Origin of the sequence: Maribellus luteus, assembly GCF_003576475.1 — a bacterium.
Taxonomy (GTDB): Bacteria; Bacteroidota; Bacteroidia; order Bacteroidales; family Prolixibacteraceae; genus Draconibacterium; species Draconibacterium luteum.
In genome coordinates, this window is sequence record NZ_QWGR01000099.1 from 1 (window position 1) to 684 (window position 684).

Below are 684 nucleotides of genomic sequence, written 5' to 3' on the forward strand. Positions count from 1 at the left end.
TTCTTGTAGGCCGAACGGTTGGTCCACAGCTCGATCTGGGCCAGGGTCTGGTTGGTGAAGCTGGCCGACATCACGAAGCTGGGGTGGCCGGTGGCGTTGCCCAGGTTCACCAGGCGGCCTTCCGACAAGAGGATGATCTTCTTGCCGTCCGGGAACTCGACGTGGTGGACCTGCGGCTTGATCTCGTCCCACTTGAAGTTCTTCAGGCCGGCGACCTGAATTTCCGAGTCGAAGTGGCCGATGTTGCAGACGATGGCGTTGTTCTTCATCCGCCGCATGTGGTCGACGGTGATGACGTCCTTGTTGCCGGTCGCCGTGACGTAGATGTCGCCCGAGCCGGCGACGTCGTCCAGGGTCTGGACCTCGTAGCCTTCCATCGCCGCCTGCAGGGCGCAGATCGGGTCGATCTCGGTGACGATGACGCGGGCGCCGCCCTGGCGCAGGCTGGCGGCCGAGCCCTTGCCGACGTCGCCGTAGCCGCAGACCACCGCCACCTTGCCGGCCAGCATCACGTCGGTGCCGCGACGGATGGCGTCGACCAGGCTTTCACGGCAGCCGTACAGGTTGTCGAACTTCGACTTGGTGACGCTGTCGTTGACGTTGATGGCCGGGAACGGCAGCTCGCCGCGCTGGGCCATCTGATAGAGGCGGTGCACGCCCGTGGTGGTCTCTTCCGACACGCCG

At 65.1% G+C, this 684-nt stretch carries 1 protein-coding gene; it reads right to left on the bottom strand.

Going from position 1 to position 684, the window contains the following annotated elements; translation table 11 throughout:
- Nucleotides 1–684 (bottom strand): adenosylhomocysteinase (locus D1614_RS23970; RefSeq protein ID WP_119440490.1); only part of this gene is annotated, 684 nt, incomplete at both ends.